The sequence below is a fragment of the Streptococcus sp. 2_1_36FAA genome (genome assembly GCF_000161955.2).
Lineage (GTDB): Bacteria > Bacillota > Bacilli > Lactobacillales > Streptococcaceae > Streptococcus > Streptococcus gordonii.
Window position 1 is genome coordinate 45199 of the sequence record NZ_KI391974.1, and the last position, 24233, is coordinate 69431.

26 protein-coding genes and 1 riboswitch are annotated in these 24233 nt (G+C 39.3%); of the genes, 25 read left to right on the top strand and 1 reads right to left on the bottom strand.

The annotated features are described in order from the left end of the window. Positions 1 to 37 precede the first annotated feature (37 nt). From HMPREF0847_RS02650 to HMPREF0847_RS02665, 4 genes are all read left to right on the top strand, one after another. Entirely contained in the window at positions 38 to 1375 is a 1338-nt protein-coding gene (locus HMPREF0847_RS02650) for an MATE family efflux transporter (RefSeq protein WP_008808650.1), read from the top strand. 185 nt (positions 1376 to 1560) lie between these two features. Further along, positions 1561 to 2544 (top strand): GMP reductase, encoded by a 984-nt coding sequence (gene guaC, locus HMPREF0847_RS02655; RefSeq protein WP_008808651.1) that lies wholly within the window; start codon positions 1561 to 1563, stop codon positions 2542 to 2544. Beyond that, positions 2543 to 2640, top strand: a riboswitch (purine riboswitch). Its footprint overlaps the gene before it by 2 nt. An 84-nt stretch (positions 2641 to 2724) precedes the next feature. After that, positions 2725 to 3306, top strand: a complete 582-nt coding sequence (locus HMPREF0847_RS02660) for a xanthine phosphoribosyltransferase (RefSeq protein WP_008808652.1) — start codon at positions 2725 to 2727, stop codon at positions 3304 to 3306. 1 nt (position 3307) lies between these two features. Continuing rightward, positions 3308 to 4573 carry a nucleobase:cation symporter-2 family protein gene (locus HMPREF0847_RS02665; RefSeq protein WP_037622361.1) on the top strand — a complete coding sequence of 422 codons (1266 nt, stop codon included), beginning with the start codon at positions 3308 to 3310 and terminating at the stop codon, positions 4571 to 4573. Between the two features lie 113 nt (positions 4574 to 4686). Here the strand turns inward: HMPREF0847_RS02665 and HMPREF0847_RS02670 are convergent, their stop codons facing one another. Continuing rightward, positions 4687 to 4869 carry a 4-oxalocrotonate tautomerase gene (locus HMPREF0847_RS02670; protein WP_001117401.1) on the bottom strand — a complete coding sequence of 61 codons (183 nt, stop codon included), beginning with the start codon at positions 4867 to 4869 and terminating at the stop codon, positions 4687 to 4689. Between the two features lie 121 nt (positions 4870 to 4990). Between HMPREF0847_RS02670 and HMPREF0847_RS02675 the strand changes: the two genes are divergently transcribed. The 21 genes from HMPREF0847_RS02675 to HMPREF0847_RS02775 all read left to right on the top strand — a co-directional run bounded on the left by HMPREF0847_RS02675 (position 4991) and on the right by HMPREF0847_RS02775 (position 24174). Further along, a complete protein-coding gene (locus tag HMPREF0847_RS02675; RefSeq protein WP_008808654.1) occupies positions 4991 to 5566 on the top strand; it encodes a thymidine kinase in 576 nt (191 codons plus the stop codon). Positions 5567 to 5598: 32 nt separating this feature from the next. Continuing rightward, positions 5599 to 6678, top strand: a complete 1080-nt coding sequence (gene prfA, locus HMPREF0847_RS02680; RefSeq protein WP_008808655.1) for a peptide chain release factor 1 — start codon at positions 5599 to 5601, stop codon at positions 6676 to 6678. After that, positions 6678 to 7508, top strand: coding sequence for a peptide chain release factor N(5)-glutamine methyltransferase (gene prmC / locus HMPREF0847_RS02685; protein WP_008808656.1), 831 nt, complete (start codon positions 6678 to 6680; stop codon positions 7506 to 7508). The genes prfA and prmC overlap by 1 nt, the downstream gene beginning before the upstream one ends. Continuing rightward, complete coding sequence (locus HMPREF0847_RS02690) at positions 7501 to 8091, top strand: L-threonylcarbamoyladenylate synthase (protein ID WP_008808657.1); 591 nt, start codon at positions 7501 to 7503, stop codon at positions 8089 to 8091. The genes prmC and HMPREF0847_RS02690 overlap by 8 nt, the downstream gene beginning before the upstream one ends. A 47-nt stretch (positions 8092 to 8138) precedes the next feature. Further along, positions 8139 to 9401 (top strand): serine hydroxymethyltransferase, encoded by a 1263-nt coding sequence (gene glyA / locus HMPREF0847_RS02695; protein WP_008808658.1) that lies wholly within the window; start codon positions 8139 to 8141, stop codon positions 9399 to 9401. Position 9402: 1 nt separating this feature from the next. Further along, positions 9403 to 10377, top strand: a complete 975-nt coding sequence (locus tag HMPREF0847_RS02700) for a nucleoid-associated protein (RefSeq protein ID WP_008808659.1) — start codon at positions 9403 to 9405, stop codon at positions 10375 to 10377. After that, on the top strand, positions 10377 to 10979 hold the full coding sequence (locus tag HMPREF0847_RS02705) for a lysozyme family protein (RefSeq protein WP_008808660.1): 603 nt from the start codon (positions 10377 to 10379) through the stop codon (positions 10977 to 10979). Before HMPREF0847_RS02700 ends, HMPREF0847_RS02705 begins: the two co-directional genes overlap by 1 nt. 113 nt (positions 10980 to 11092) lie before the next feature. Next, positions 11093 to 11938 (top strand): alpha/beta hydrolase, encoded by an 846-nt coding sequence (locus HMPREF0847_RS02710; protein WP_008808661.1) that lies wholly within the window; start codon positions 11093 to 11095, stop codon positions 11936 to 11938. A gap of 175 nt (positions 11939 to 12113) precedes the next feature. Continuing rightward, the gene (locus HMPREF0847_RS02715; RefSeq protein ID WP_008808662.1) at positions 12114 to 13073 is read left to right on the top strand and encodes an ROK family glucokinase; all 960 of its coding nucleotides are present in this window, start codon (positions 12114 to 12116) and stop codon (positions 13071 to 13073) included. 99 nt (positions 13074 to 13172) lie between these two features. Beyond that, a complete protein-coding gene (locus HMPREF0847_RS02720; protein ID WP_008808663.1) occupies positions 13173 to 14012 on the top strand; it encodes a thymidylate synthase in 840 nt (279 codons plus the stop codon). Between the two features lie 130 nt (positions 14013 to 14142). Then, on the top strand, positions 14143 to 14643 hold the full coding sequence (locus HMPREF0847_RS02725; RefSeq protein WP_008808664.1) for a hypothetical protein: 501 nt from the start codon (positions 14143 to 14145) through the stop codon (positions 14641 to 14643). Between the two features lie 145 nt (positions 14644 to 14788). Continuing rightward, positions 14789 to 15301 (top strand): dihydrofolate reductase, encoded by a 513-nt coding sequence (locus HMPREF0847_RS02730; RefSeq protein WP_008808665.1) that lies wholly within the window; start codon positions 14789 to 14791, stop codon positions 15299 to 15301. A gap of 209 nt (positions 15302 to 15510) precedes the next feature. Further along, complete coding sequence (gene clpX, locus HMPREF0847_RS02735) at positions 15511 to 16740, top strand: ATP-dependent Clp protease ATP-binding subunit ClpX (RefSeq protein ID WP_008808666.1); 1230 nt, start codon at positions 15511 to 15513, stop codon at positions 16738 to 16740. A 9-nt stretch (positions 16741 to 16749) separates the two neighbouring features. Continuing rightward, positions 16750 to 17343 carry a ribosome biogenesis GTP-binding protein YihA/YsxC gene (gene yihA, locus HMPREF0847_RS02740; RefSeq protein WP_008808667.1) on the top strand — a complete coding sequence of 198 codons (594 nt, stop codon included), beginning with the start codon at positions 16750 to 16752 and terminating at the stop codon, positions 17341 to 17343. Between the two features lie 134 nt (positions 17344 to 17477). Beyond that, entirely contained in the window at positions 17478 to 18167 is a 690-nt protein-coding gene (locus tag HMPREF0847_RS02745) for a glucosaminidase domain-containing protein (protein WP_008808668.1), read from the top strand. Positions 18168 to 18295: 128 nt separating this feature from the next. Beyond that, a complete protein-coding gene (locus HMPREF0847_RS02750) occupies positions 18296 to 19093 on the top strand; it encodes a formate/nitrite transporter family protein (RefSeq protein WP_008808669.1) in 798 nt (265 codons plus the stop codon). Positions 19094 to 19186: 93 nt separating this feature from the next. Beyond that, on the top strand, positions 19187 to 20011 hold the full coding sequence (locus tag HMPREF0847_RS02755; RefSeq protein WP_008808670.1) for an alpha/beta hydrolase: 825 nt from the start codon (positions 19187 to 19189) through the stop codon (positions 20009 to 20011). A gap of 49 nt (positions 20012 to 20060) precedes the next feature. After that, positions 20061 to 20801: an esterase family protein gene (locus HMPREF0847_RS02760; protein WP_020992631.1), complete on the top strand. Its 741-nt coding sequence runs from the start codon at positions 20061 to 20063 to the stop codon at positions 20799 to 20801. A gap of 12 nt (positions 20802 to 20813) precedes the next feature. Then, positions 20814 to 21980, top strand: coding sequence for an ATP-grasp domain-containing protein (locus HMPREF0847_RS02765; protein WP_008808672.1), 1167 nt, complete (start codon positions 20814 to 20816; stop codon positions 21978 to 21980). A gap of 216 nt (positions 21981 to 22196) precedes the next feature. Further along, positions 22197 to 23165, top strand: a complete 969-nt coding sequence (locus HMPREF0847_RS02770; RefSeq protein WP_008808673.1) for a thiamine pyrophosphate-dependent dehydrogenase E1 component subunit alpha — start codon at positions 22197 to 22199, stop codon at positions 23163 to 23165. A 16-nt stretch (positions 23166 to 23181) separates the two neighbouring features. Continuing rightward, positions 23182 to 24174, top strand: a complete 993-nt coding sequence (locus HMPREF0847_RS02775) for an alpha-ketoacid dehydrogenase subunit beta (RefSeq protein WP_008808674.1) — start codon at positions 23182 to 23184, stop codon at positions 24172 to 24174. The last annotated feature ends 59 nt before the right edge of the window (positions 24175 to 24233 follow it).

Here is a 24233-nt window from a genome sequence, read left to right on the forward strand (position 1 = left end):
AGTATAGTTAGAGAAAAGAAGGTTAGAGGAGATTTTTATGCATCAGACCTATCATTTTAGCCAGCGCTTGAGGTTATTTCTTTCGATTTTTATTCCCGTCTTGATTTATCAGTTGGCAAATTATTCAGCGTCATTCGTAGATACAACCATGACTGGACAGTATGATACTCTCCATCTCGCTGGTGTGTCTATGGCTACAAGTCTATGGAGTCCTTTTTTCTCCTTTTTAACAGGGATTGTATCTGCTTTAGTGCCGATTGTTGGGCATCATTTGGGAAAAGGCGATGAGAAAAAGATTACCTCAGATTTTTATCAGTTTATCTATCTGTCGCTTGGTTTATCCATTGTTCTTTTTTTGTTAGTTCTTTTTGGAGCTCCTCTAATTTTAGACAGTTTGTCTTTGGAAAACCTAGTAGCAGTAGTGGCTAAGCATTATCTTATGTATTTATCTCTAGGCATCATACCGCTTTTACTTTTTAGTGTCGTACGTTCACTGTTAGATGCACTTGGTTTAACTCGCCTCTCCATGTACTTGATGCTTTTACTTTTGCCCTTAAATGCCAGTTTTAATTACGCCTTGATATATGGCGCATTTGGTTTTCCAGAAATGGGAGGTGCGGGAGCTGGTCTTGGAACTTCTGTAGCTTACTGGGTTCTCTTATTCATCTCTGTCTTGATTTTATTCAAACATCCAAAGGTTAAATCCTATAAGCTTTGGAAAAGACAAAAAGTGGTAGCCGAGGGAATTAAGGAGGGATTACGGCTTGGTTTACCAATTGGTGGAATTGTTTTTGCTGAAGTCGTTATCTTTTCTGTTGTAGGACTTATCATGGCCAAGTTTCCATCAATAGTGATAGCTAGCCATCAATCGGCAATGAACTTTTCAAATCTTATGTACGCCTTTCCTGCTGGGATTTCTTCGGCAATGGCAATTGTGGTTTCTTATGAAATTGGTGCAAAACGCTATGATGATGTAAAAAAATACTGTCGCTTAGGAAGGGTTACGGCTTTGCTTATTTCAGGATTTACGCTTGTATTTCTCTTTTTACTTCGAAATCAGGTTGCCTCTCTTTATGGTACAAACTCAGAGTTTATCGCTCTAACTTCCATCTTCTTAACTTATAGCCTATTCTTTCAACTAGCAGATACGTTTGCGGCTCCTTTACAGGGTATTCTTCGTGGCTACAAGGATACGACAGTACCATTTTACCTTGGACTAAGTGGCTATTGGGGAGTAGCCCTTCCGCTTGGATTATTTTTAGATAATATTTGTAAATTTGGTCCTTATGGCTACTGGATTGGTTTAATCGCCAGCTTGGTTGTCACTGGTATTCTTTATCAAATTCGTTTGAAGCAAGTCGAAAAGAAATCCTAATAAAATGTAATAGTTTTCTTGTTTGATATAAGTTCGTGATATCCGAACAATTACTCATTAAATAGCTTTAGAATTTTGCTAAATCTTATTTTTGTGGTAAACTTCATTAGGAAACGTCAAGAAAGACGTAGCGATGCGAAAGTGCATAGGTAGGTCTAAATAAAGATTATTGCGAGGAAAGCTCTATGCTAAATGATTTTCAAGTTTTTGATTATGAAGATATCCAACTCATCCCAGCAAAATGTGTGGTTAAAAGTCGATCTGAGGCAGATACACGAGTGAAGTTTGGTAATCACACCTTCCGCTTGCCAGTTGTACCGTCTAATATGCAAACGATTATTGATGAGTCGGTTGCGGAAGAGCTTGCTCGAGGTGGGTATTTTTATATTATGCATCGTTTTGATGAAGAAGGGCGCAAGCCATTTGTTAAACGAATGCATGAAAAAGGCTTGATTGCCTCTATTTCGGTTGGTGTTAAAGATTATGAATATGATTTTGTCAGTAGCCTGAAAGGAGATGCACCTGAATATATCACCATTGATATCGCTCATGGGCACTCTGACAGTGTAATTAAAATGATCCAACATATCAAAAAAGAACTGCCTGAGACTTTTGTCATTGCTGGTAATGTTGGTACACCCGAAGCGGTTCGTGAATTGGAAAATGCTGGTGCGGACGCGACAAAAGTAGGGATTGGACCAGGTAAGGTTTGTATTACCAAAGTGAAGACTGGTTTTGGCACAGGCGGTTGGCAATTATCAGCTTTGAGATGGTGTTCTAAGGTTGCCCGCAAGCCGATTATTGCTGATGGTGGGATTCGGACACATGGAGATATTGCCAAGTCTATTCGCTTTGGGGCTAGTATGGTTATGATTGGATCGCTCTTTGCCGGTCATATTGAAAGCCCAGGTGAGACTATTGAAATCGATGGTGATAAATTCAAAGAGTATTATGGTTCTGCGTCTGAGTACCAAAAGGGTGCCTACAAAAATGTTGAAGGCAAAAAAATTCTGCTACCAGCTAAAGGTCATTTACAGGATACTTTGACTGAGATGGAGCAGGATTTGCAAAGTTCGATTTCTTATGCAGGCGGTCGAGATTTGCACAGTTTGACTAGAGTGGATTATGTTATCGTTAAAAATTCTATTTGGAATGGCGATGCACATTAAGGTATAATAAAGAAAAGCTTATTTATCTTGCTAATGATTGGGGCAAGGTCTCTACAAGATGCCAAACATCTAACAATAAGTGAGTCTTACAAGTTTCCTGTTACTTTTGTAACAGGTTACTGTCGTTGTATGAGGACTTGCTTTAAGCAGGTCCTTATTTTGTTTTAAAAAGGAGATATAATGAAAAAATTAGAAGAACGAATCCTCCATGACGGAAATGTTTTAGGGGAAAATATTCTCAAAGTAGATTCTTTCTTGACTCACCAGGTTGATTTTTCTTTAATGAAAGAAATAGGCCGGGTATTTGCTGATAGGTTCCGTGAGTCAGGAATTACAAAGGTCGTGACGATTGAAGCATCTGGAATCGCCCCAGCTGTCTATACTGCTGAGGCGTTAGGAGTTCCAATGATTTTTGCTAAAAAGGCTAAAAATATTACTATGACTGAGGGGATTTTAACAGCTGAAGTATACTCATTCACAAAGCAAGTGACTTCGACGGTTTCGATTGCCGGAAAATTCTTGAGTCCTTCGGATAAGGTATTAGTGATTGATGATTTTTTAGCCAATGGACAGGCGGCTAAAGGTTTGGTTGAAATCATTCGCCAAGCAGGAGCGAGTGTTGAAGCTATTGGAATTGTCATCGAAAAGTCTTTTCAATCTGGAAGAAAATTATTGGAAGATGATGGACAAAGAGTAGTTTCTCTAGCTCGGATTGAAAAGTTTGAAAATGGAAAAGTTGTATTTGGAAAGGCAGATGCATAAGATGGAGTACAAAGAAGAAAAACATTCGCAAGCAGCCGTTCTTGGCTTGCAGCACTTATTGGCTATGTATTCGGGATCGATTTTGGTTCCAATCATGATTGCTGGAGCTTTAGGATATTCTGCTGAACAACTGACTTATTTAATTTCGACAGATATCTTTATGTGTGGGGTGGCAACCTTTCTCCAGTTGCAGTTAAATAAATACTTTGGTATTGGTTTACCTGTCGTTTTGGGAGTAGCCTTCCAGTCTGTTGCGCCTTTAATTATGATTGGACAAAGTCACGGAAGTGGTGCCATGTTTGGTGCCCTCATTGTGTCAGGTATCTATGTCGTTTTGATTTCAGGTGTTTTCTCTAAGGTTGCTGATCTTTTCCCGTCAGTTGTGACAGGGTCTGTCATTACAACTATCGGATTGACTCTCATTCCAGTTGCGATTGGTAATATGGGAAATAATGTTGAGAAACCAACTGCTCAAAGTTTAATCTTAGCAGCTGTTACTGTCCTGATCATTTTACTGATTAATATCTTTACTAAAGGCTTTGTCAAATCTATTTCAATTTTGATTGGTCTGGTTATTGGGACTTTTATTGCAGGTTGTATGGGGCTAGTAGATCTTACTCCTGTTTCTCAGGCTCCAATTGTTCATATTCCTACACCTTTCTACTTTGGTGCTCCCAAGTTTGAATTTTCTTCGATTGCCATGATGTGTATTATTGCTACAGTTTCTATGGTAGAGTCAACAGGAGTCTATTTGGCCTTGTCTGATCTTACCAAAGATCCGATTGATAGCAAACGTCTACGTAATGGTTACAGGGCTGAGGGTTTGGCAGTCTTGCTTGGAGGTATCTTCAATACCTTCCCTTATACAGGTTTTTCTCAAAATGTTGGTTTGGTTAAGTTGTCTGGAATTAAGACTCGTCTGCCAATCTACTATGCAGCAGGGTTCCTAGTTCTCTTGGGACTTGTACCAAAATTTGGTGCTTTAGCTCAAATTATTCCTAATCCTGTTTTGGGTGGGGCGATGCTAGTCATGTTTGGCTTTGTTTCAATTCAAGGGATGCAAATCTTGGCTCGTGTTGATTTCGAACACAACGAACACAATTTCTTAATCGCAGCAGTTTCTATTTCGGCTGGGGTTGGTTTAAACGGAAGTAGCCTTTTTAACAGTCTGCCTTCTAGTTTACAGATGTTCTTTTCAAATGGCATTGTCATGGCCAGTCTGATAGCAATTATTTTAAATGCTGTTTTAAATCGAAAAAATAAATAAAAGGCTGTTTTTGAACTGCACTCCAAAAATTAGATTTCTACTGTCTAACTTTTGGAGTCAGTACATTTATGGCCTTTTTCAAATAAAAAAACCGCTTGGCTAGCGGTTATAGATTATTTTGTACGCATTTCCCCTTGTGGGAAGTAGGTTCCTTCAGGCATATCGTTAATGATGACATGGACTGCAGATTGAGGAGCGCCAGTATTTCTGACAACGGCTTCAGTTACTTCCTTGGCAAGAGCTTTTTTCTGCTCCAGAGTACGACCTTCAAATAAATCAATTCTAACAAATGGCATTAGATTGCCTCCTTTATTTTCTTAACATTATTTTATCACAATTTAGGTTTTAATGCTTGTCCAATTATGGTACAATTAAATGGATTAACTTATAGAATGGAAGAAGAAAAAGTTAGAGATTATGGCTCAATTATATTATAAATACGGCACAATGAACTCAGGAAAGACTATTGAGATCTTAAAAGTTGCTCATAACTACGAGGAACAGGGCAAGGGTGTTGTGATTATGACCAGCGCGGTTGACACTCGAGACGGTGTTGGGTATGTATCAAGCCGAATTGGTATGAAACGCCAGGCAATGGCAATTGAAGATGATACAGATATTTTGGGCTATATCAAAAATTTACCAGAAAAACCTTACTGTATTTTAATCGATGAGGCTCAATTCTTGAAACGCCATCATGTCTATGATTTGGCTAGAGTGGTGGATGAGCTAGATGTTCCTGTTATGGCCTTTGGCCTGAAAAATGATTTTCGCAATGAACTCTTTGAAGGTTCTAAACACCTCTTGCTCTTGGCTGATAAGATAGAGGAAATCAAGACTATCTGCCAATACTGTTCACGAAAAGCGACTATGGTTTTGCGAACAGATCACGGCAAACCAGTGTATGACGGGGAACAGATTCAAATTGGTGGTAATGAAACTTATATCCCAGTCTGTCGCAAACATTATTTTAAGCCAGACATTAATAATTGAATGATTGAAATAAAGGAGATGATGAAAAATCTATGAATATCTATGAACAGTTACAGGCGGTTGAAGATCGCTACGAAGAGTTAGGAGAGTTATTGAGTGACCCAGATGTGGTTTCTGATACCAAGCGTTTTATGGAGCTTTCAAAAGAAGAAGCTTCCACTCGTGACACGGTGACAGCTTACCGTGAATACAAACAAGTCCTCCAAAACATTGTCGATGCTGAAGAAATGATCAAGGAATCTGGTGGTGATGCTGACTTGGAAGAAATGGCCAAGCAAGAGCTAAAAGATGCCAAGGCTGAAAAAGAAGAATATGAGGAAAAGCTTAAAATCCTCCTTTTACCTAAAGATCCAAACGACGATAAGAATATTATCCTTGAAATCCGCGGAGCTGCAGGAGGAGACGAAGCGCAGTTATTCGCAGGAGACCTCTTGCAGATGTATCAAAAATATGCCGAAAGCCAAGGCTGGCGCTTCGAAGTCATGGAGGCTTCTTATAATGGTGTAGGTGGGATCAAGGAAGTGGTCGCTATGGTCTCAGGTCAGTCGGTCTACTCAAAACTCAAGTATGAATCTGGCGCTCACCGCGTACAGCGGGTTCCTGTAACCGAAAGCCAAGGCCGCGTTCACACCTCGACGGCAACTGTCTTGGTGATGCCAGAAGTTGAAGAAGTAGAATACGACATTGATCCTAAAGATCTTCGGGTGGACATCTACCACGCTTCAGGTGCCGGCGGACAGAATGTCAATAAGGTTGCGACTGCGGTTCGTATTGTCCACCTGCCGACCAACATCAAAGTTGAAATGCAGGAAGAGCGGACCCAGCAGAAGAACCGGGATAAGGCTATGAAAATCATCCGAGCTCGTGTGGCAGACCACTTTGCTCAAATTGCTCAAGATGAGCAGGATGCAGAACGCAAGTCTACAATTGGTACCGGTGATCGCTCAGAGCGGATTCGCACCTATAATTTCCCGCAAAACCGAGTAACAGACCACCGTATCGGACTGACCTTGCAAAAACTGGACACGATTTTAGCTGGTAAACTGGATGAAGTCGTTGATGCTTTGGTTCTCTATGACCAAACGCAAAAACTAGAAGAGTTGAATAAGTAATGACATTGGCTCAATATTTGGCTGAGCTAGAGCAGGAGCTAGTAGCAGCGGGAGAAGAAGCAGAAAGCCTGTCTTTCGTTTATCGGGCTCTCAATCAGCTTTCCTTTACCGACTTTGTTCTCAAACTTCGGGCAGAAGTCAGCCAGGAAGAACGTGAGGAACTAAAAGTAATTAAAAAACAGTTGCTTGCTCACAAACCTGCCCAATATATCATTGGCAGCAGTGACTTTCACGGTCTGAATCTCAAAGTTGATGAACGAGTGTTGATTCCAAGGCCCGAGACGGAGGAGCTGGTGGAGCTAATCTTGTCAGAAAATCCTGAAAGTTCTGTGTCTGTCTTGGATATCGGAACAGGTAGTGGAGCCATAGCTCTTGCACTAGCAAACAGCCGTCCAGACTGGCAGATTACTGCTTCTGACCTTTCAGAAGATGCTCTTTCCTTGGCAAGAGAAAATGCTCGGTCTTGCGGACTCAGCCTCACTTTTGTCCAATCTGACTGCTTGGATGCAATTCAAGGGAACTTTGACATTATCGTCTCCAACCCGCCCTATATTTCAGAAGCGGATAAGGACGAAGTCGGACTTAATGTTTTGACCTCAGAGCCTCACATGGCTCTCTTTGCGGAGGAAGATGGCTATGAGGTCTACCGGAAAATAACCGAGCAGGCAGGAGACTATCTGACAGAAAAGGGAAAGATCTATCTGGAAATTGGTTACAAGCAAGGAGACGGTGTCGTGGATTTATTGAAACAATTCTTCCCGCAAAAACGAATCCGAGTTCTGAAAGATCAATTTGGCAAAGATAGAATGGTGGCGATGGACAATGGATAAAATAGAAAAGACTCTGGCAGCAGGCGGAGCAGTTGTCCTGCCAACAGAAACTGTTTATGGCCTCTTTGCACAGGCATTGAATGAAGAGGCGGTTGAGCGAGTCTATGAGTTAAAGCGAAGACCTCGCGACAAGGCTCTTAATCTTAATGTGGCTAGCTTAGAAGAGATTTATGCCTTTTCTAAGAATCATCCCACTTATCTAGATCAACTCTACCAAGCCTTTCTGCCTGGGCCATTGACAATTATTCTCCAAGCCAATGACCAAGTGCCGACTTGGATAAACTCAGGTATGGATACTGTTGGCTTTCGGATTCCTAAACATCCGGTTACACTGGACTTGATTCGCAAGTACGGTCCCTTGATTGGTCCATCCGCCAATCTTTCTGGAAAAGTTAGTGGAACTTCTTTTCAGCAGATTGTGATGGATTTTCAAGAGCAAGTCTCGGGAGTAGAAGATGATGCTGCTTTGACAGGTCAGGATTCAACCATCCTGGACTTATCTGGAGAAAAGGCTCATATTTTACGCCAGGGAGCGATTACTCGCGAGGATATCCTCGCCCAAGTAAATGGTATAAAATTTTAACTTTTAGGACCTTGGGTCCTATTTTCGCAAAAGAAGGGAGACACCTTATGATTTTTGACCAAGAAGACTACAAAGCATTTGACCCAGAGATTTGGGAAGCAGTTGCAAAAGAAGAAGAACGTCAGCAACATAATATTGAGCTGATTGCTTCAGAAAACGTCGTTTCAAAAGCTGTCATGGCTGCTCAAGGTTCTATTTTGACAAATAAGTACGCTGAGGGCTACCCAGGTCGCCGTTACTATGGTGGGACAGATGTAGTGGATGTAATTGAAAGTCTAGCGATTGAGCGTGCAAAAGAAATCTTTGGTGCCAAGTTTGCCAATGTGCAACCTCACTCAGGCAGTCAGGCTAATTGCGCAGCTTATATGGCTTTGATTGAGCCAGGTGATACTGTTATGGGTATGGATTTGTCTGCGGGTGGCCACTTGACTCACGGTGCATCAGTCAGCTTCTCTGGACAAACTTATAATTTTGTATCCTATAGCGTTGACCCAGAAACTGAATTGCTGGACTTTGATGCTATTCTCCAGCAGGCCAAAGAAGTTCAGCCTAAGCTGATTGTGGCGGGAGCTTCAGCCTATTCTCACATCATTGACTTCTCAAAATTCCGTGAAATCGCTGATGCAGTCGGTGCCAAGCTTATGGTAGATATGGCTCACATCGCTGGTTTGGTTGCTGCAGGTCTCCATCCAAGCCCTGTACCTTATGCAGACATCACAACGACAACGACCCACAAGACCTTGCGCGGACCTCGCGGTGGATTGATTTTGACAAACGATGAAGACTTGGCTAAGAAAATTAACTCAGCTATCTTCCCGGGCATTCAAGGTGGACCATTGGAGCATGTCATTGCAGCCAAGGCTGTGGCTTTTAAAGAAGTGCTTGATCCAGCTTTCAAGGTTTATGCTCAACAAATTTTGGATAATGCCCAAGCTATGGCGCAAGTCTTCCGTCAGCATGACAAGTTCCGTGTGATTTCTGACGGTACTGAAAATCACCTTTTCTTAGTCGATGTTACCAAGGTTGTAGAAAATGGGAAAGTAGCTCAAAATCTCTTGGATGAAGTCAATATTACCCTTAATAAAAACTCCATCCCTTACGAGACTTTGTCACCATTTAAGACTAGCGGAATTCGTATCGGTACAGCAGCTATTGCAGCTCGAGGCTTTGGTGTAACAGAAAGTATCAAGGTAGCAGAGCTTATTATCAAAGCTCTGGAAAATGCTGAAAACGAAGCGATACTGAATCAGGTACGTGCTGAAGTTCGTGAATTGACAGACGCTTTTCCACTCTATGAGGGCTTGAACTAAGATGGATATTTACGTAAAAAAAGCGATTATTCATCAATTCAGCCCAGCTGATACCGAACTGCTATTGGCGGATAAGTTTCTCAACATTACTCCCAAGATTGAAGAGTACCTGCGCAAGAAGATTGAGCGGGTCTATTCTGACGATGCTAAAACAGGTGTTTTCGATTCGGAAAACATCTTTTTAGCCCAGATTTCAGATGACTTATTGGAAACATCAGTAACAGTCGCTAAGCTCTGGCAGGAGGAGTTTTCAGTCAGTGAAAACCAGAAAACCAACGATCTGATTTTTGTCCAGTTTGACAAAGAAGGTGTGGAGCACTTCGCTTTTATGCGGATTGCTCTGCGGGAAACTCTGACCCACTTAGGTGGCGAGGTGGACAATCCTATCAAGCTGACGCAGAATAACCTGCCTGGCTTTGGTACTGGTGCGGACGAGGCTTTGGTCATCAATCTCAAATCTCGCAAGTACCATCTGATTGAAAAACGCATCAAGTACAACGGTGCTTTTCTCAATTATATGTCAGATAATCTCTTGCAGGTCAATCCGACAATCTCAGCTAAGAAATCAATCAAAGCACTTGAGAAGACTGCTCAAAAAGTTGCCGAAAGTTTTAATAAAGACGATTTTCAGTTCCAGTCTAAGGTCAAATCCAGTATTTTCAAAAATCTGGAAGAAAATGACGAACTGTCACCTGAAAAATTGGCTGACGATCTTTTTGATAACAATCTAACAGCTCGACTTAGTTTTATTGACCAAGTCAAGGAAGCTATTCCTGAGCCAGTCAAGTTTGATGAGATTGACAGTAGTCGCCAGAAGAAAAAGTTCGAAAATCAGAAACTCTCCCTTTCAAATGGAATTGAGCTCATCGTTCCAAATAATATCTATCAGGACGCAGAGTCGGTAGAATTTATCCAAAACGATAATGGGACCTATTCTATTTTGATTAAGAACATCGAGGATATCCAAAATAAATAATGTTTAAATTTCTAAGAAGACTGATTCTAGTCCTTTTTGTGCTCTTTGCTGGCTACAAGATTTATCAGATTCATCATGATGTCAAGCAGGTTATGAAGTATCAGACTTTAGTCAGAGAAGTATTGGACGAACGTGACACAGCGGCCAATGAGGAATTGGTACTGGCCATGATTTATACAGAAACAAAGGGGAAAGATACTGATGTTATGCAGTCCAGTGAAAGCGCGACCGGTCAGACCAATGCTATCAGGGACAACAAAGAAAGTATTCGTCAGGGTGTTCAGACTCTATCCGATAATTTAGAGTTGGCTAGCGAGAAAAAAGTAGATGTCTGGACAGCAGTACAAGCCTATAATTTCGGTCAAGCCTATATCGACTACGTAGCTAAAAACGGTGGTGAAAATACACTGGAGCTGGCCAAGAAATATTCCAAAGAAGTAGTAGCGCCAAGCTTAGGAAATGTAACAGGCAAGACCTATGTCTACTATAACTTGATTTCAATTTTCCACGGCCCAGAGCTCTATATCAATGGGGGAAATTATTATTATTCCCGTCAGGTCAAGATGAATATGCATATCATGCGACTCTTAAAATGGTTTTAGAAAGAAGCATTCAAGCTTCTTTCTTTTTATTGGTATAAATCAGTAATTCATTTGCTTGTAACCATCATTGATACATGATATAATTTGGTACAAAATTAAGATGGAGGATTCATATGAAAAAGAAATATTTCGTTCTCCTTTTGTTAGTCATCTTTATTATTTTTTCATCCTTGTTTTTTCTGAAAAATAGCAATACAAAACTTAGATCAAATGAGTTTGTCCAATCTACCACCCCAACCTTATTCTTTCACGGTTATGGCTCCAGTGCTAATGCGGAAAGGCATATGACAGAATCAGCTAGAAAGGCTGGTGTAACAGAAACAATAATTCAAGCGAATGTTGACAGAACAGGTCAGGTCACTTTAATAGGTAGTATTCCAAAAGGTGCAATCAATCCAATTGTCATGGTTCAATATGAGGACAACAGAAATCCTGACTATTTACAAGATGCAGCATATGCTAAAGCAGTAGTTGAAAAACTTAAGCAAGCTTATGGATTTCAAGAAATGAAGATGGTGGGACATTCTATGGGAAATATGTCCATTCTTTATTATCTTTTAGAGTATGGAAGTGAAGAAAATCTACCTAAATTGATTAAGCAGGTTAATTTGGCGAATCATGTAGCTGGTCTAGAGAATTGGAACCTTCCATCGAACTTGACCTTAGATCCCAAAACAGGACAGCCATCTGCGATGAATGAACAATATCAAAAACTTACTGGATTAAGAGAGGTTTATCCTGACAAACAAATAGACGTTCTGAATATCTATGGTGATATTGGTGGAAATACAGACGGATCAGTCCTAAACATTTCATCACAAGCATTAAAATATCTGTTAATCAATCATGCTAAATCCTATAAGGAAGTTAAAATATCAGGGCATGGAGGCCAACATAGCAGATTGCATGAGAACTCCGAAGTAGACCAGCTTTTAATAGATTTCTTGTGGAGAAAATGATAGAAAATTAGCTTCAACCAGTTTTCTTAGCAAAGGAATAAAATAAAAGCATAGAGAGTTTTACACTAATTATGAGTCTTTAAGGACTCTTTTTATTTTTTCTTTATGCAAACCTTTTCCACTTTAAAAAAATCTGATATAATGGGGTTGAATAAAAGAATCAGAGGAGAGGACAATGTCTAAAAAAATCATTGGTATTGACCTTGGTGGTACCTCCATCAAATTTGCAATTTTAACTCAAGAAGGACAAATTCAAGAAAAATGGTCTATAAAAACAAATATTTTAGATGAAGGAAGCCATATCGTTGATGATATGATTGAATCTATTCTTCATCGTTTGGACTTGCTTCAGCTAACAGCAGATCATTTCTTGGGAATCGGAATGGGTTCTCCTGGAGTGGTAGACCGTGAAAAAGGTACTGTTATTGGTGCCTATAACCTAAACTGGAAAACCTTGCAACCCGTAAAAGAAAAAATTGAAAAAGCTACTGGAATTCCATTCTTTATCGACAATGATGCGAATGTCGCAGCATTGGGGGAACGCTGGATGGGAGCTGGAGAAAATCAGCCTGATGTTGTTTTTATGACCTTAGGAACCGGTGTAGGTGGCGGTATTGTTGCTGAAGGCAAACTTCTCCATGGCGTTGCTGGTGCAGCAGGAGAGCTTGGGCATATTACTGTTGATTTTGATCAGCCAATTCCATGTACTTGCGGAAAGAAGGGCTGTTTGGAAACCGTTGCGTCTGCGACAGGTATTGTCAATTTAACTCGTCGGTATGCTGATGAGTACGCTGGTGAGGCTGAATTAAAGAAACTCATCGATAATGGAGAAGACGTCACAGCTAAAACAGTTTTTGATTTAGCGAAAGAAGAAGATGAGTTAGCCCTTATCGTTTATAGAAACTTCTCTCGTTACCTAGGAATTGCTTGCGCGAATATTGGATCAATCCTTAATCCATCTACGATTGTTATCGGTGGCGGTGTATCAGCTGCGGGGCCTTTCTTGTTAGAGGGAATTCAAAAAGTTTATGACGAAAATACCTTCCCTCAGGTTCGTACATCAACAAAATTAGCTTTGGCAACTCTAGGAAATGATGCTGGTGTTATCGGTGCAGCATCCTTGGTTCTTCAATAATTTTAAAATTCATTTTTATTCTCCTGCAGACTCTGTGGGAGAGTTTTTATGGGAAGTTTGCTATAATACTAGAAGTTGTTTACTGTTGAAGGAGATCTAATGACAAAAGCTGATACGATTTTTAAAGAAAATATTAGAAGAATATTAAAAGAAGGAGTATTCTCTGAAAATGCCCGTCCACGATACAAGGATGGAAATGTGGCTAACTCCAAATACATCACTGGTTCTTTTGCTGAGTACGATTTGAGTAAAGGAGAATTCCCGATCACGACTCTGCGCCCTATTGCCATTAAGTCTGCCATCAAGGAAGTACTCTGGATTTATCAAGACCAGTCTAATAGTCTGGAATTGCTCAACGATAAGTACAATGTTCACTATTGGAATGACTGGGAAGTTGGCGCTACAGGTACAATAGGCCAACGCTACGGAGCGGTTGTTAAAAAGCACGATATTATCCATATAATTCTCCAACAGCTGGAAGCTAATCCTTGGAATCGCCGCAACATTATTTCTCTCTGGGATTATGAAGCTTTTGAAGAAACAGATGGCTTGCTTCCATGTGCTTTTCAAACCATGTTTGACGTTCGACGTGTAGATGGAGACATTTATCTGGATGCGACTCTGACTCAACGTTCGAATGATATGCTAGTTGCTCACCATATTAATGCTATGCAGTATGTGGCTTTACAGATGATGATTGCCAAGCATTTTGGCTGGAAGGTAGGCAAGTTCTTTTACTTTATCAATAACTTACACATCTATGACAATCAGTTCGAGCAGGCGGAGGAGCTGTTGCGTCGAGAACCTAGCGACTGTCAGCCACGGCTCGTTCTAAATGTGCCTGACGGGACCAATTTCTTCGATATTAAAGCAGAAGATTTTGAGTTATTAGACTATGATCCGGTTAAACCTCAGCTCAAATTTGATTTAGCAATTTAATTTCAATAATTCCTACCGAAGTTTTTCGGTGGGATTTTTCTTTCGTAGCAGATAATTGCAGGAAAGATATAAAGTGTTATAATGACAATAGATATAACTTTTGCAAACGCTTACCCATGGAGGTGCTAATATGATAGCTGGTTTTTTAAAGATGCATAGACCAAAACAATCTTGGGTTCTTGTATTGTCTATCGCTTTGCTTGCAATTCTTGTCTTATTCTTCCAAGTAGCAGAAGTCAAAGCTGATGATCAAGCTCGCTTAAATCACTGGAGAGTAGAGAAGAGAGAGCAATCTTCAGTTGAAGTGCTTGATGGTTCGAAACAGATTGAATCTCGAAACCACAAGAAGACTTTAAGAGAGAAACGGCAATCTCTTGCTCTTCGCTGCCATGGAAAGGGGCCCAAAAACAAACAAAATCAAACAAGTGGTGAAGAGACTGCTACAGAGGAAAAGTCAAAAAAGAGAGATGCTTGTGATGTAGATCCTAATACTGATAATTCGGAGACGGAGACCGCTTCTGTTGAACATAAAAGATCGGATTCTACAGTATTATATATTTCTGCATTTGGAGTTTTAGCTCTTTTGGTAGTTTACATTCTATTTATGAAGGCGAAAAAAAATAAATCTTAAATCAAAAGTTTAATTCGATAACCTCAATGGTTATCGAATTTTTATCTGTTTTCGCTTGGAAATAAATGAAGAGAAGTGGTAGTCCAATCAAGTCTTTTTTTATATTTTTTGATAGAATAGAGATATCAATTAAAAGGATTATGAAATGACTAAAAAGATTGCGGCGATTTGGGCACAAGATCAAAATGAGCTGATTGGAAAAAATCAATCCTTGCCTTGGCATTTACCAGCAGAGTTAAAGCACTTTAAAGAAATTACTTCTGGTCATGCTATTTTAATGGGAAGAGTGACTTTCGATGGTATGGATCAGCGTGTTTTACCAAACCGGACAAGTCTTATTCTGACTAAGGATCCGAATTATACTGTTGAAAATGAATCTGTCTTAATATTTCACGACTTGCCTTCTGTTTTAAAATGGTATGAGGAACAGGAGAAAAATCTTTATATCATTGGCGGTGGTCAAATTTTTTCCTTATTTCAGCATCATTTAGATGAAATTATTAAAACTGAAATTCATGCTTGTTTTGAGGGTGATACTTATTTTCCAAAGGATTTTGACTTAAGAGCATTTAGAGAAGTGAGTAGCCAGTTTCATCCTAAAGATGACAAGAATGCCTATGATTTTACCGTGAAGATTCTAGAAAGAAAGGGTTCATAAAAAGTGGAAAGAAGTGTTTTTGGGGTTTTTACGGCCTTTTTGTGCGCCATTTGCCTTGTTTGTTCCGTACAGACTTTTCGGAAGAGGCGGTATGGCTTGTCCATTTTATTTTTGCTTAATGCCTTTACAAATTTAGTGAATAGTATTCACGCTTTTTATATGACTTTATTTTAAATTTGACGAATATATTTTAAAGGGAGACTAGTATTATGCCTACCAATCGTAATGAAGAGATGATGGTATATTGTTCATTCTGTGGGAAGAACCAAGATGAGGTTCAAAAGATTATTGCGGGTAATAACGCTTTTATTTGTAATGAGTGTGTAGAATTAGCACAAGAAATTATCCGTGAAGAATTAGCCGAAGAAGTCTTAGCTGACTTGTCAGAGGTTCCAAAACCTCAAGAATTATTGCATATTCTAAACCATTATGTCATCGGTCAAGAACGTGCTAAAAGAGCGCTAGCTGTAGCGGTATATAATCACTACAAGCGTATTAATTTTCATGACAGTCGCGAAGAAGATGATGTTGAATTACAAAAATCAAATATCTTAATGATCGGTCCAACGGGATCTGGGAAGACTTTTCTTGCTCAGACCTTAGCTAGAAGTTTAAATGTGCCTTTTGCTATTGCTGATGCGACAGCTTTAACAGAGGCTGGTTATGTCGGAGAAGACGTTGAAAATATCCTTTTAAAACTTTTACAGGCGGCTGATTTCAATATTGAACGTGCAGAACGAGGAATCATCTACGTAGATGAGATTGATAAGATCGCTAAAAAGAGTGAAAATGTTTCTATCACGCGCGATGTATCAGGTGAAGGAGTACAGCAAGCTCTCTTAAAAATTATCGAGGGTACTGTAGCAAGTGTTCCGCCTCAAGGAGGTCGCAAACATCCGCAGCAAGAAATGATTCAGGTTGATACCAAAAATATTCTTTTCATCGTTGGTGGTGCCTTTGATGGGATTGAAGAAATTGTAAAACAACGTTTGGGCGAGAAAATTATTGGTTTTGGTCAAAATAACAAAGCTATCGATGAAAACGAGTCCTACATGCAGGCTATTATTGCTGAAGATATTCAAAAATTTGGAATTATTCCTGAATTAATTGGCCGTTTGCCTGTTTTTGCTGCTCTGGAACAACTGACTGTAGATGACTTGGTTCGTATTCTTCGTGAGCCAAAGAATGCTTTGGTTAAACAATACCAGGCTCTCTTGTCTTACGATGATGTTAAACTAGAGTTTGATGATGATGCTTTACAGGAAATCGCGAACAAGGCCATTGAGCGCAAAACTGGGGCCCGTGGTCTACGTTCTATCATCGAAGAAACCATGATGGATGTTATGTTTGAAGTTCCAAGTAAAGAAAATGTGAAACTTGTCAGAATTACAAAGGAAGCCGTTGATGGTACGGATAAACCAATTTTAGAGACTGCTTGAGGTCAAAATATGGAAATTAACACACATAATGCAGAAATTTTGCTGAGTGCGGCTAATAAATCTCACTATCCTCAAGATGATATTCCAGAAATCGCTCTTGCTGGTAGATCTAATGTTGGTAAATCAAGTTTTATTAATACGATGCTTAATCGTAAAAATTTAGCGCGTACATCTGGGAAACCTGGGAAAACTCAATTGTTAAACTTCTTCAATATTGATAATAAACTTCGGTTTGTTGATGTTCCTGGCTATGGTTATGCTAAGGTTTCAAAGACTGAACGTGCTAAATGGGGAAGAATGATTGAAGAATACCTGACCAGCAGAGAGAATCTGCGAGCTGTAGTCAGTTTAGTTGATTTACGACACGATCCAAGTGCGGATGATGTTCAAATGTATGAATTTTTGAAGTACTATGAAATCCCTGTAATTCTTGTAGCAACAAAAGCAGATAAAATTCCTCGTGGGAAATGGAACAAACATGAATCGGCAATCAAGAAAAAACTAAATTTTGATCCAGCTGATACATTTATCCTTTTTTCATCAGTTGATAAAACTGGTATAGATGCATCTTGGAATGCTATCTTAGAAAAAGTGAATGAATAACAAAAAAAACAGAAGAGTCCTTCTGTTTTTTTACTAAGAAAAAGCAAAACTGTCATGAAATTGTAATCAATTCGCATTTTATGTCATTATTTATTATGCTACAATTATTGTAGTATTTTTTAGGAGTTAAGACTATGAAGAAGAAAATGAGTGCACTTTTAGCAGTGATGACAGTATTTATGTCTGCCGTTATGATTAGTGCTTTACTAGCAAACAATACAAAGTCAGTCGATGCTAACGAAGAACAAACAGTTCAATACTATAATCCAACTGAAGTATTTATTTCTCAGATAGCTGAATCAGCTCGTCAATTGGGTCAGGAAAATGACTTATACGCTTCAGTAATGATCGCCCAAGCTATTCTTGAAAGTAATTCAGGTCGCTCAGGCTTAGCTTCAGCGCCTCACTATAACCTCTTTGGTGTAAAAGGACACTACGGTGGCCAGTCTGCTACAATGCTTACTTGGGAAGATGATGGTCAAGGTAATGCATATAATATTGATGCAGAATTCCGTTCTTACCCAAGTTATTATGAATCTTTACAAGATTACGTAGCAATTCTTCGCCAAGGTTATTATGCGAATGCATGGAAGAGTAACACAACTAGCTATCAAGATGCAACAGCGGCTTTAACTGGTGTTTATGCAACGGATTCAAGTTATAATGCAAAATTAAATTATATTATTGAAAAGTATAACTTGACTCAATATGATACTCCCAGTTATCAGCAAGCATACAGTGGCGATCTTGTTTATAATATTTATCGTCAGCAGTATACTAGTCAAGAAATATTGGACGAAGACGTCGCTTGGGCGAACCGTTAAACGAAAAAGTAGGAAAAGAGTTAGGAAAAGATCCTAATTCTTTTTTTCTCTTAAAATTCAAGAAAACGATTTCGTAATTCTTCATTTTATGATATAATGGTCGTAATATTTTTTAAGGGGAAATTAGTATGGCAGAATCGTCATTTATCACAAAAGTTGCATTTGCTTGTCAGAAGAAGGAAGCCTTATTTGATAGTAGTAAGGCAAAGTATGCTGTTCGTTCTATGTATGCTGGGGCTTTCTTAACTTTGAGTACTGCTGCAGGAGCGATTGCTGCAGACGTTATTAACAAAATAGTACCAGGCTCTGGACGCCTCCTGTTTCCGTTCATATTTGCTTGGGGATTGGTATATATCCTCTTCTTAAACGCTGAGTTAACAACATCAAACATGATGTACTTGACTGCAGGAACTTTTTTGAAAAAAATCAAATTTTCTAAAGCCTTGCTGATTTTACTGTACTGTACTTTCTTTAATCTTGTTGGAGCGGCAATTATTGGTTGGATTTTCAACCAAACAGTAGCTTATGCTGGATTGACACTGGATGCCTTCGTTGGGACAGTTGTTGCAAACAAGCTTAGCCGAGGTAATAGTGTAGTTTTATTTGAAGCTATTGCGGCTAACATTTTTGTAAATGTTGCTATTTTATCATTCTTATTGATTAAGAGCTCTACAGCAAAAATGTGGATCGTAATTTCAGCTATATATATGTTCGTGTTTTTGACTAACGAACACTTGGCTGCAAACTTTGCCTCTTTCTCATTGATTGCTTTTAATAAGATTGTTAGTCAGGTCCAAGGATTTGATGTTTTCAATGTTTTAAGACATTTCAGCATTACATTTATTGGTAATGTAATTGGTGGTGGTCTGTTGATTGGTCTTCCATATGCTTGGATGAATAAAGACGAAGAAACGTACGTTGATTAGATTTAGTTAAAAAAAGTTCAGGAAAACCTGACTTTTTTTCTTTTTTTGTGTTATAATAGATAAAATTTATTGGAAATAGAAAGTTTTCAGATAATGAACAAATCTTATTTTTACCTAGATATGAAAACTCATGAACTTCTTGTCCCATATAGCCAGACAAAACGTAGAGTTCGAGTCTTATTGCCGAAAAATTACTCAGAGGATCTTGAAAAAAGTTATCCTGTTGTTTATTTTCATGATGGACAAAATGTTCTTTATAGTAAAGAGTCTTTCAGCGGTCATTCCTGGAAGATTATTCCAATTATCAAACGCAATCCTGATTTAGAAAAAATGATTGTCGTCGCAATTGATAATGATGGAGTCAATCGAATGAATGAATACTCGGCGTGGAAGTATAAAGAAATGAACATTCCAGGCGTTTCTTTCGGTGGTAAAGGCAGTGAGTATGCTGAATTCGTAATGGATGTCGTTAAGCCCTTTATTGATGAAAATTATAGAACTAAATCTGATTTCAAACATACAGCTATGATTGGGAGCTCTTTAGGTGGTAATATTACTCAGTTTATGGGTGTTGAATATGAAAATCAAATTGGTTGCCTCGGTGTTTTTTCATCCGCTAATTGGCTTCATCAAGAAGATTTTGATCGCTATATCAAGCGTCAATCACTTAAACTGAATCAACGGGTCTTTATTTATGTTGGAACCGATGAGGCAGATGATACGGACAAAACCTTGATGGCTGGTAATATAAAACAAGCATATATTGATTCATCTGTTAAATACTATCGTCAGCTCTTAGTTGCTGGCATAGATATTGACAATCTTGTTTTAAAAATCCAGGCTGGTGCCGAACATAACGAGATTGCTTGGTCAGAACATTTACTTGAGTGCCTTCGTTTTTTAAGCGAGCAGTGGTAAATACAGTCTATAGGAAATGATCTCAACGTATCAAAGAAAGGAGTCTATTATGCATGTTGAATTTTTAAGTCATTGGAGTGGAAATCTTAATCGAGAAATGTATGTTAATCGCTATGGGCATTCTGGTCTTCCTGTTCTGGTCTTTGCTTCTTCTGGTGGAAGTCATAATGAATATGCAGACTTTGGCATGATTGATGCTTGCTCTGGTTTTATTGAAGCCGGTAAAATACAATTTTTTACTTTGAGCAGTGTTGATAGTGAAAGCTGGTTAGCAGATTGGAAAAGCCCACACGATAGAGCTGAGATGCATCGTGCTTATGAACATTATGTCATCCAAGAAGCTATTCCCTTTATTAAACATAAAACAGGATGGTTTGATCCTATGATGACAACAGGATGTTCAATGGGTGGTTATCACGCTATGAATTTTTTCCTTCAACATCCCGATGTTTTCAATAAAGTAATTGCTCTTAGTGGTGTCTATGATGCACGATATTTTTTAGGTGATTATGGGAACGATGAGGCTGTTTATCAGAACTCTCCAGCTGATTATATTTGGAATCAAAATGATGGCTGGTTTATTGATCGTTATCGACAAGCAGATATCATTGTTTGCACCGGTCATGGAGCTTGGGAGGCGGATGGATTGCCATCTTTTTACACTTTGAAAAGAGCTTTTGATTATAAACAGATTCCTGCTTGGTTTGCTGAGTGGGGCCATGATGTGGCTCATGACTGGGTCTGGTGGCGTAAGCAAATGCCATATTTCCTTAACGAACTCAACCTTTAATGGAGGTCATTTATGAATTATATCGTTATATCCCCTTATTATCCTCAAAATTTTCAACAGTTTACTGTAGAATTAGCTAACAAAGGAATTACTGTTCTGGGAATTGGCCAGGAACCGTATGACCAATTAGATCAACCTTTAAAAGATGCTCTGACAGAATATTTCCGTGTTGAAAATCTCGAAAATCTTGACGAAGTAAAAAGAGCTGTTGCCTTTCTCTTCTATAAGCATGGGCCTATTGATCGGATTGAATCTCATAATGAATATTGGTTGGAGCAGGACGCTCAGCTTCGTGAACAATTTAATGTCTTTGGAGCTAAGCCAAAAGATTTGAAGAAAACAAAATTTAAGTCTGAAATGAAAAAACTCTTTAAAAAGGCTGGTGTTCCTGTTGTGCCTGGACAGGTTGTCAAGACCATTTCAGGAGTTGACTTAGCTGTTAATAAACTTGGTTTACCTTTGATAGCTAAACCAGATAATGGTGTAGGAGCAGCAGCGACTTTTAAATTAGAGACGAAAGAAGACGTAGAACATTTCAAATCAGAATGGAATCAAGAAACAGTTTATTTCTTTGAAAAGTTTGTTCAGTCAGGTGAGATTTGTACATTTGATGGTTTGGTAGATAAAGATGGTAATATTGTCTTTTCAACTACCTTCGACTATGCCCATACACCTTTAGATTTGATGATCTATAAGATGGATAATTCCTACTACGTCCTCAAGGATATGGATCCCAAGCTCCGTGCTTACGGAGAAGCAATTGTTAAAGTCTTCGGTATGAAAGAGCGTTTTTTCCATATTGAGTTCTTCCGTGATGGGGATGATTATGTGGCAATTGAGTACAATAACCGTCCTGCGGGTGGTTTTACAATTGATGTTTATAATTTTGCTCATTCAATTGATCTTTACAAAGGATATGCGGCTATTGTAGCAGGAGAGCCTTTCCCAGCTGCACACATGGCACCTCAGTTCTGTCTTGCTACTTCGCGTCGCGCTTCAACTAATTATGCATATGCTGAGGAAGAGTTGCTGGAAAAATATAAAGATAACTTTAAGGTAAAGAAAGACATGCCTGCTGCTTTTGCAGAGCTACAAGGAGACTACCTCTATATGTTGACTACCCCTAGTCGCGATCAAATGGAGCAAATGATTGAAGACTTCTCTAAAAAAGCAGACTAAGCTAGATTATGTCTTTCTATTATTTAACAGTTTAAAATTGCTAAAAACTAATCTAGCATAAAAAGTTTGTGAAACTTTTAATTAAACTTCTAGAACCAGTCTATTCAATGGATAGACTGGTTTTTCTTTGTGAAATGACAAAAAGCATAAATTTTGACAGGGTTTTCATAATCGTTTAAAATATAATAGTAAATTGTAGGTTAGAAAGGCAATAATATGGCGACTTTAGACAAATCTCTCCTATTAGAGATGTTTCGTAAGATGGAAGAAATCCGTCGTATGGACTTAAAAATTGCACAACTAGTAAAAAAGGGAAAAGTTCCGGGTATGACTCACTTTTCTGTTGGAGAAGAAGCAGCAAACGTTGGAGCCATGCTGGCTTTAAATGCAGATGACCTGATCACATCCAACCACCGTGGGCACGGACAAGCTATTGCCAAAGGGATCGACCTCAATGGAATGATGGCTGAAATCCTCGGGAAATACACTGGAACCTGTAAAGGAAAAGGTGGTTCTATGCATATCGCCGACCTGGATGCTGGTAATCTTGGTGCCAATGGTATCGTAGGTGGTGGTATGGGAATCGCAGTCGGTGCAGCCCTCAGCCAGCAAATTCAACATACTGGTAAAATCGTTGTCTGCTTCTTTGGAGATGGTGCAACCAACGAAGGTGTTTTCCACGAAGCAGTTAATATGGCTTCTATTTGGAAACTGCCAGTTATTTTCTACTGCATTAACAACGGTTATGGAATCTCTGCGGATATCAAGAAAATGACTAATGTAGAGCATATCCATCACCGTAGCGCTGCATATGGAATCCCTGGAATGTTTATCGAAGATGGAAACAATGTCATTGATGTCTATGAAGGATTTCAGAAAGCTGTAGATCATGTTCGTGGTGGCAATGGCCCAGTCTTGATCGAAAGTGTAACTTATCGCTGGCTTGGTCACTCATCATCTGACCCTGGTAAATATCGTACCCGTGAAGAAGTGGAATTGTGGAAACAAAAAGACCCAATCGAAAACCTTCGCAAGTACCTCATTGAAAACAATATTGCAAGTGCCGAAGAATTGGAAGAAATCCAAGCACAAGTTAAGGAAGCAGTAGAAGCTTCTGTTAAATCTGCAGAAGAAAGCCCATTCCCACCACTAGAATCAGCATTTGAAGATATTTACGCAGACTAAGGAGAAAGAGATAAAAATGGAAACAAAAACAATGTCGTTCCGTGACACCATTATCCTTGCTATGTCTGAGGAAATGCGTCGCGATGAAAATGTATTCTTGATGGGAGAAGACGTCGGTGTCTTCGGAGGAGACTTCGGAACTTCTGTTGGAATGCTCGAAGAATTTGGTCCAGAACGCGTCCGTGACTGTCCGATTTCTGAAGCTGCTATCTCTGGAGCAGCAGCAGGAGCAGCCATGACAGGACTCCGTCCAATTGTCGATATGACCTTTATGGATTTCTCAGTCATTGCCATGGACAATATCGTCAACCAAGCTGCTAAAACACGTTATATGTTTGGTGGTAAGGGTCAGGTTCCAATGACTGTTCGATGTGCAGCTGGTAACGGAGTTGGTTCTGCAGCCCAACACTCTCAGTCTCTAGAGTCTTGGTTCACTCACATTCCTGGACTTAAAGTTGTAGCTCCAGGTACACCTGCGGATATGAAAGGACTGCTTAAGTCTTCTATCCGTGATAACAACCCTGTTATTATTCTTGAATACAAATCAGAATTTAACCAAAAAGGGGAAGTGCCAGTTGATCCAGACTACACAATCCCACTTGGAGTTGGCGAAATCAAACGCGAAGGAACGGATGTAACAGTCGTTACTTACGGTAAAATGCTTCGTCGTGTGGTTCAAGCCGCTGAAGAATTAGCTGAAGAAGGCATTTCAGTTGAAATTGTGGACCCACGTACCCTAGTTCCGCTTGATAAGGATATCATCATTAACTCAGTGAAGAAGACTGGTAAGGTTGTGCTTGTCAACGACGCCCACAAAACAAGTGGCTATATCGGAGAGATTTCAGCTATTATTTCAGAGTCAGAAGCGTTTGACTATCTAGATGCACCAATCCGCCGTTGCGCAGGAGAAGATGTGCCAATGCCTTATGCACAAAACCTAGAAAATGCAATGATACCAACAGTTGAAAGCATCAAAGATACCATCCGTAAAACATACAATAAAGAATAAACATACATAAAATTAATTATGTAAAATTAATAGAGTTACTACTATCTGTTGCTTTTATA

Bases quoted from the DNA above. Each gene is read 5' to 3' on its own strand.
- HMPREF0847_RS02710 (WP_008808661.1), top strand. From the start codon at position 11,093: ATGAAAAAGAAATATTTCGTTCTCCTTTTGTTAGTCATCTTTATTATT.
- HMPREF0847_RS02715 (WP_008808662.1), top strand. From the start codon at position 12,114: ATGTCTAAAAAAATCATTGGTATTGACCTTGGTGGTACCTCCATCAAA.
- HMPREF0847_RS02755 (WP_008808670.1), top strand. From the start codon at position 19,187: ATGAACAAATCTTATTTTTACCTAGATATGAAAACTCATGAACTTCTT.
- HMPREF0847_RS02670 (WP_001117401.1), bottom strand. From the start codon at position 4,869: ATGCCATTTGTTAGAATTGATTTATTTGAAGGTCGTACTCTGGAGCAG.
- HMPREF0847_RS02765 (WP_008808672.1), top strand. From the start codon at position 20,814: ATGAATTATATCGTTATATCCCCTTATTATCCTCAAAATTTTCAACAG.
- prfA (WP_008808655.1), top strand. From the start codon at position 5,599: ATGAATATCTATGAACAGTTACAGGCGGTTGAAGATCGCTACGAAGAG.
- HMPREF0847_RS02745 (WP_008808668.1), top strand. From the start codon at position 17,478: ATGAAGAAGAAAATGAGTGCACTTTTAGCAGTGATGACAGTATTTATG.
- HMPREF0847_RS02750 (WP_008808669.1), top strand. From the start codon at position 18,296: ATGGCAGAATCGTCATTTATCACAAAAGTTGCATTTGCTTGTCAGAAG.
- HMPREF0847_RS02660 (WP_008808652.1), top strand. From the start codon at position 2,725: ATGAAAAAATTAGAAGAACGAATCCTCCATGACGGAAATGTTTTAGGG.
- guaC (WP_008808651.1), top strand. From the start codon at position 1,561: ATGCTAAATGATTTTCAAGTTTTTGATTATGAAGATATCCAACTCATC.
- clpX (WP_008808666.1), top strand. From the start codon at position 15,511: ATGCCTACCAATCGTAATGAAGAGATGATGGTATATTGTTCATTCTGT.
- HMPREF0847_RS02690 (WP_008808657.1), top strand. From the start codon at position 7,501: ATGGATAAAATAGAAAAGACTCTGGCAGCAGGCGGAGCAGTTGTCCTG.
- HMPREF0847_RS02770 (WP_008808673.1), top strand. From the start codon at position 22,197: ATGGCGACTTTAGACAAATCTCTCCTATTAGAGATGTTTCGTAAGATG.
- HMPREF0847_RS02725 (WP_008808664.1), top strand. From the start codon at position 14,143: ATGATAGCTGGTTTTTTAAAGATGCATAGACCAAAACAATCTTGGGTT.
- HMPREF0847_RS02665 (WP_037622361.1), top strand. From the start codon at position 3,308: ATGGAGTACAAAGAAGAAAAACATTCGCAAGCAGCCGTTCTTGGCTTG.
- glyA (WP_008808658.1), top strand. From the start codon at position 8,139: ATGATTTTTGACCAAGAAGACTACAAAGCATTTGACCCAGAGATTTGG.
- HMPREF0847_RS02700 (WP_008808659.1), top strand. From the start codon at position 9,403: ATGGATATTTACGTAAAAAAAGCGATTATTCATCAATTCAGCCCAGCT.
- HMPREF0847_RS02730 (WP_008808665.1), top strand. From the start codon at position 14,789: ATGACTAAAAAGATTGCGGCGATTTGGGCACAAGATCAAAATGAGCTG.
- HMPREF0847_RS02720 (WP_008808663.1), top strand. From the start codon at position 13,173: ATGACAAAAGCTGATACGATTTTTAAAGAAAATATTAGAAGAATATTA.
- prmC (WP_008808656.1), top strand. From the start codon at position 6,678: ATGACATTGGCTCAATATTTGGCTGAGCTAGAGCAGGAGCTAGTAGCA.
- HMPREF0847_RS02675 (WP_008808654.1), top strand. From the start codon at position 4,991: ATGGCTCAATTATATTATAAATACGGCACAATGAACTCAGGAAAGACT.
- HMPREF0847_RS02775 (WP_008808674.1), top strand. From the start codon at position 23,182: ATGGAAACAAAAACAATGTCGTTCCGTGACACCATTATCCTTGCTATG.
- HMPREF0847_RS02760 (WP_020992631.1), top strand. From the start codon at position 20,061: ATGCATGTTGAATTTTTAAGTCATTGGAGTGGAAATCTTAATCGAGAA.
- HMPREF0847_RS02705 (WP_008808660.1), top strand. From the start codon at position 10,377: ATGTTTAAATTTCTAAGAAGACTGATTCTAGTCCTTTTTGTGCTCTTT.
- yihA (WP_008808667.1), top strand. From the start codon at position 16,750: ATGGAAATTAACACACATAATGCAGAAATTTTGCTGAGTGCGGCTAAT.
- HMPREF0847_RS02650 (WP_008808650.1), top strand. From the start codon at position 38: ATGCATCAGACCTATCATTTTAGCCAGCGCTTGAGGTTATTTCTTTCG.